2 tRNA genes and 3 rRNA genes are annotated in these 5,646 nt (G+C 51.1%); all 5 read left to right on the top strand.

The window, feature by feature from the left end:
- Positions 1-425: 425 nt before the first annotated feature.
- The 5 genes from GNF76_RS29140 (at position 426) to rrf (ending at position 5,641) form a co-directional block, all read left to right on the top strand.
- A 16S ribosomal RNA gene (locus GNF76_RS29140) occupies positions 426-1,962 on the top strand.
- An 83-nt stretch (positions 1,963-2,045) separates the two neighbouring features.
- Positions 2,046-2,122, top strand: a tRNA-Ile gene (locus tag GNF76_RS29135).
- A 30-nt stretch (positions 2,123-2,152) separates the two neighbouring features.
- Positions 2,153-2,228 (top strand) — tRNA-Ala (locus tag GNF76_RS29130).
- Between the two features lie 248 nt (positions 2,229-2,476).
- Positions 2,477-5,368: ribosomal RNA gene (locus tag GNF76_RS29125) — 23S ribosomal RNA — on the top strand.
- 157 nt (positions 5,369-5,525) lie between these two features.
- Positions 5,526-5,641, top strand: a 5S ribosomal RNA gene (gene rrf / locus GNF76_RS29120).
- Together the 16S, 23S and 5S rRNA genes with 2 tRNA genes alongside form the textbook arrangement of a ribosomal RNA operon.
- Positions 5,642-5,646 lie beyond the last annotated feature (5 nt).

Here is a 5,646-nt window from a genome sequence, read left to right as displayed (position 1 = left end):
TCATCGAAGCCCAGAAGGAGTTGATAGAGCGGTGTTGTTTGGCTCTATTAACGGTTCGATCTTCTCGGTCGAAAGCGGAGAAAAAGAGGTGTTGACAGCAGCGTGTAACGCTGTAGAATTCGCCTCCCGCTAACGAGAGATCGGAAGCGCAAGTGGTTGAAGTTACAAAGGAAACTTTGAAAACTTCTTAAAAAAACCGCTTGACAGCAACAGAGGCTGCTGTAGAATGCGCGCCTCGGTTGAGACGAAAGATCTTAACCAACCGCTCTTTAACAACTGAATCAAGCAATTCGTGTGGGTGCTTGTGGAGTCAGACTGATAGTCAACAAGATTATCAGCATCACAAGTTACTCCGCGAGAAATCAAAGATGTAACCAACGATTGCTGAGCCAAGTTTAGGGTTTCTTAAAAACCCAAAGATGTTTGAACTGAAGAGTTTGATCATGGCTCAGATTGAACGCTGGCGGCAGGCCTAACACATGCAAGTCGAGCGGTAGAGAGAAGCTTGCTTCTCTTGAGAGCGGCGGACGGGTGAGTAATGCCTAGGAATCTGCCTGGTAGTGGGGGATAACGTTCGGAAACGGACGCTAATACCGCATACGTCCTACGGGAGAAAGCAGGGGACCTTCGGGCCTTGCGCTATCAGATGAGCCTAGGTCGGATTAGCTAGTTGGTGAGGTAATGGCTCACCAAGGCTACGATCCGTAACTGGTCTGAGAGGATGATCAGTCACACTGGAACTGAGACACGGTCCAGACTCCTACGGGAGGCAGCAGTGGGGAATATTGGACAATGGGCGAAAGCCTGATCCAGCCATGCCGCGTGTGTGAAGAAGGTCTTCGGATTGTAAAGCACTTTAAGTTGGGAGGAAGGGCAGTAAATTAATACTTTGCTGTTTTGACGTTACCGACAGAATAAGCACCGGCTAACTCTGTGCCAGCAGCCGCGGTAATACAGAGGGTGCAAGCGTTAATCGGAATTACTGGGCGTAAAGCGCGCGTAGGTGGTTCGTTAAGTTGGATGTGAAATCCCCGGGCTCAACCTGGGAACTGCATTCAAAACTGACGAGCTAGAGTATGGTAGAGGGTGGTGGAATTTCCTGTGTAGCGGTGAAATGCGTAGATATAGGAAGGAACACCAGTGGCGAAGGCGACCACCTGGACTGATACTGACACTGAGGTGCGAAAGCGTGGGGAGCAAACAGGATTAGATACCCTGGTAGTCCACGCCGTAAACGATGTCAACTAGCCGTTGGGAGCCTTGAGCTCTTAGTGGCGCAGCTAACGCATTAAGTTGACCGCCTGGGGAGTACGGCCGCAAGGTTAAAACTCAAATGAATTGACGGGGGCCCGCACAAGCGGTGGAGCATGTGGTTTAATTCGAAGCAACGCGAAGAACCTTACCAGGCCTTGACATCCAATGAACTTTCTAGAGATAGATTGGTGCCTTCGGGAACATTGAGACAGGTGCTGCATGGCTGTCGTCAGCTCGTGTCGTGAGATGTTGGGTTAAGTCCCGTAACGAGCGCAACCCTTGTCCTTAGTTACCAGCACGTCATGGTGGGCACTCTAAGGAGACTGCCGGTGACAAACCGGAGGAAGGTGGGGATGACGTCAAGTCATCATGGCCCTTACGGCCTGGGCTACACACGTGCTACAATGGTCGGTACAGAGGGTTGCCAAGCCGCGAGGTGGAGCTAATCCCATAAAACCGATCGTAGTCCGGATCGCAGTCTGCAACTCGACTGCGTGAAGTCGGAATCGCTAGTAATCGCGAATCAGAATGTCGCGGTGAATACGTTCCCGGGCCTTGTACACACCGCCCGTCACACCATGGGAGTGGGTTGCACCAGAAGTAGCTAGTCTAACCTTCGGGAGGACGGTTACCACGGTGTGATTCATGACTGGGGTGAAGTCGTAACAAGGTAGCCGTAGGGGAACCTGCGGCTGGATCACCTCCTTAATCGACGACATCAGCTGCTCCATAAGTTCCCACACGAATTGCTTGATTCATTGAAGAAGACGATAAAGAAGCAGCCCGAAATTGGGTCTGTAGCTCAGTTGGTTAGAGCGCACCCCTGATAAGGGTGAGGTCGGCAGTTCGAATCTGCCCAGACCCACCAATTTTGTGTGGGAAACGCCTGTAGAAATACGGGGCCATAGCTCAGCTGGGAGAGCGCCTGCCTTGCACGCAGGAGGTCAACGGTTCGATCCCGTTTGGCTCCACCACTAACTGCTTCTGTCTTGAAAGCTTAGAAATGAGCATTCCATCGTAGTGATGGTGAATGTTGATTTCTAGTCTTTGATTAGATCGTTCTTTAAAAATTTGGGTATGTGATAGAAAGATAGACTGGATAACACTTTCACTGGTGTTTATTCAGGCTAAGGTAAAGTTTGTGAGTTGCTCTTAATTGAGTATGATCGAATTTTCGGCGAATGTTGTCTTCACAGTATAACCAGATTGCTTGGGGTTATATGGTCAAGTGAAGAAGCGCATACGGTGGATGCCTTGGCAGTCAGAGGCGATGAAAGACGTGGTAGCCTGCGAAAAGCTTCGGGGAGTCGGCAAACAGACTTTGATCCGGAGATGTCTGAATGGGGGAACCCAGCCATCATAAGATGGTTATCTTACGCTGAATACATAGGCGTAAGAGGCGAACCAGGGGAACTGAAACATCTAAGTACCCTGAGGAAAAGAAATCAACCGAGATTCCCTTAGTAGTGGCGAGCGAACGGGGACTAGCCCTTAAGTGGCTTTGAGATTAGCGGAACGCTCTGGAAAGTGCGGCCATAGTGGGTGATAGCCCTGTACGCGAAAATCTCTTAGTCATGAAATCGAGTAGGACGGAGCACGAGAAACTTTGTCTGAATATGGGGGGACCATCCTCCAAGGCTAAATACTACTGACTGACCGATAGTGAACTAGTACCGTGAGGGAAAGGCGAAAAGAACCCCGGAGAGGGGAGTGAAATAGATCCTGAAACCGTATGCGTACAAGCAGTGGGAGCCCACTTTGTTGGGTGACTGCGTACCTTTTGTATAATGGGTCAGCGACTTATTTTCAGTGGCGAGCTTAACCGAATAGGGGAGGCGTAGCGAAAGCGAGTCTTAATAGGGCGTCTAGTCGCTGGGAATAGACCCGAAACCGGGCGATCTATCCATGGGCAGGTTGAAGGTTGGGTAACACTAACTGGAGGACCGAACCGACTACCGTTGAAAAGTTAGCGGATGACCTGTGGATCGGAGTGAAAGGCTAATCAAGCTCGGAGATAGCTGGTTCTCCTCGAAAGCTATTTAGGTAGCGCCTCATGTATCACTGTAGGGGGTAGAGCACTGTTTCGGCTAGGGGGTCATCCCGACTTACCAAACCGATGCAAACTCCGAATACCTACAAGTGCCGAGCATGGGAGACACACGGCGGGTGCTAACGTCCGTCGTGAAAAGGGAAACAACCCAGACCGTCAGCTAAGGTCCCAAAGTTATGGTTAAGTGGGAAACGATGTGGGAAGGCTTAGACAGCTAGGAGGTTGGCTTAGAAGCAGCCACCCTTTAAAGAAAGCGTAATAGCTCACTAGTCGAGTCGGCCTGCGCGGAAGATGTAACGGGGCTCAAACCATACACCGAAGCTACGGGTATCACGTAAGTGATGCGGTAGAGGAGCGTTCTGTAAGCCTGTGAAGGTGAGTTGAGAAGCTTGCTGGAGGTATCAGAAGTGCGAATGCTGACATGAGTAACGACAATGGGTGTGAAAAACACCCACGCCGAAAGACCAAGGTTTCCTGCGCAACGTTAATCGACGCAGGGTTAGTCGGTCCCTAAGGCGAGGCTGAAAAGCGTAGTCGATGGAAAACAGGTTAATATTCCTGTACTTCTGGTTATTGCGATGGAGGGACGGAGAAGGCTAGGCCAGCTTGGCGTTGGTTGTCCAAGTTTAAGGTGGTAGGCTGGAATCTTAGGTAAATCCGGGATTCTAAGGCCGAGAGCTGATGACGAGTTACCTTTTAGGTAACGAAGTGGTTGATGCCATGCTTCCAAGAAAAGCTTCTAAGCTTCAGGTAACCAGGAACCGTACCCCAAACCGACACAGGTGGTTGGGTAGAGAATACCAAGGCGCTTGAGAGAACTCGGGTGAAGGAACTAGGCAAAATGGCACCGTAACTTCGGGAGAAGGTGCGCCGGTGAGGGTGAAGGACTTGCTCCGTAAGCTCATGCCGGTCGAAGATACCAGGCCGCTGCGACTGTTTATTAAAAACACAGCACTCTGCAAACACGAAAGTGGACGTATAGGGTGTGACGCCTGCCCGGTGCCGGAAGGTTAATTGATGGGGTTAGCTAACGCGAAGCTCTTGATCGAAGCCCCGGTAAACGGCGGCCGTAACTATAACGGTCCTAAGGTAGCGAAATTCCTTGTCGGGTAAGTTCCGACCTGCACGAATGGCGTAACGATGGCGGCGCTGTCTCCACCCGAGACTCAGTGAAATTGAAATCGCTGTGAAGATGCAGTGTATCCGCGGCTAGACGGAAAGACCCCGTGAACCTTTACTATAGCTTTGCACTGGACTTTGAATTTGCTTGTGTAGGATAGGTGGGAGGCTTTGAAGCGTGGACGCCAGTTCGCGTGGAGCCAACCTTGAAATACCACCCTGGCAACTTTGAGGTTCTAACTCAGGTCCGTTATCCGGATCGAGGACAGTGTATGGTGGGTAGTTTGACTGGGGCGGTCTCCTCCTAAAGAGTAACGGAGGAGTACGAAGGTGCGCTCAGACCGGTCGGAAATCGGTCGTAGAGTATAAAGGCAAAAGCGCGCTTGACTGCGAGACAGACACGTCGAGCAGGTACGAAAGTAGGTCTTAGTGATCCGGTGGTTCTGTATGGAAGGGCCATCGCTCAACGGATAAAAGGTACTCCGGGGATAACAGGCTGATACCGCCCAAGAGTTCATATCGACGGCGGTGTTTGGCACCTCGATGTCGGCTCATCACATCCTGGGGCTGAAGCCGGTCCCAAGGGTATGGCTGTTCGCCATTTAAAGTGGTACGCGAGCTGGGTTTAGAACGTCGTGAGACAGTTCGGTCCCTATCTGCCGTGGACGTTTGAGATTTGAGAGGGGCTGCTCCTAGTACGAGAGGACCGGAGTGGACGAACCTCTGGTGTTCCGGTTGTCACGCCAGTGGCATTGCCGGGTAGCTATGTTCGGAATAGATAACCGCTGAAAGCATCTAAGCGGGAAACTAGCCTCAAGATGAGATCTCACTGGGACCTTGAGTCCCCTGAAGGGCCGTCGAAGACTACGACGTTGATAGGTTGGGTGTGTAAGCGCTGTGAGGCGTTGAGCTAACCAATACTAATTGCCCGTGAGGCTTGACCATATAACACCCAAGCAATTTGACTACTCGAAAGAGCATCAGATTGCGGTGTGTGAAGACGCAATGAACCGAAAGTTCGACGCTCACAAAACACCGAAAGCTATCACGTACCCAATTTGCTGAAGCGAGGCCAACAGGTCACGACTCAGTACCCGAATTTCTTGACGACCATAGAGCATTGGAACCACCTGATCCCATCCCGAACTCAGTAGTGAAACGATGCATCGCCGATGGTAGTGTGGGGTTTCCCCATGTGAGAGTAGGTCATCGTCAAGATTAAA

It is taken from the genome of Pseudomonas spelaei, assembly GCF_009724245.1.
GTDB lineage: Bacteria > Pseudomonadota > Gammaproteobacteria > Pseudomonadales > Pseudomonadaceae > Aquipseudomonas > Aquipseudomonas spelaei.
The sequence above is the reverse complement of the archived record's forward strand: the minus strand, read 5'-3'. Positions and strand labels throughout refer to the sequence as shown.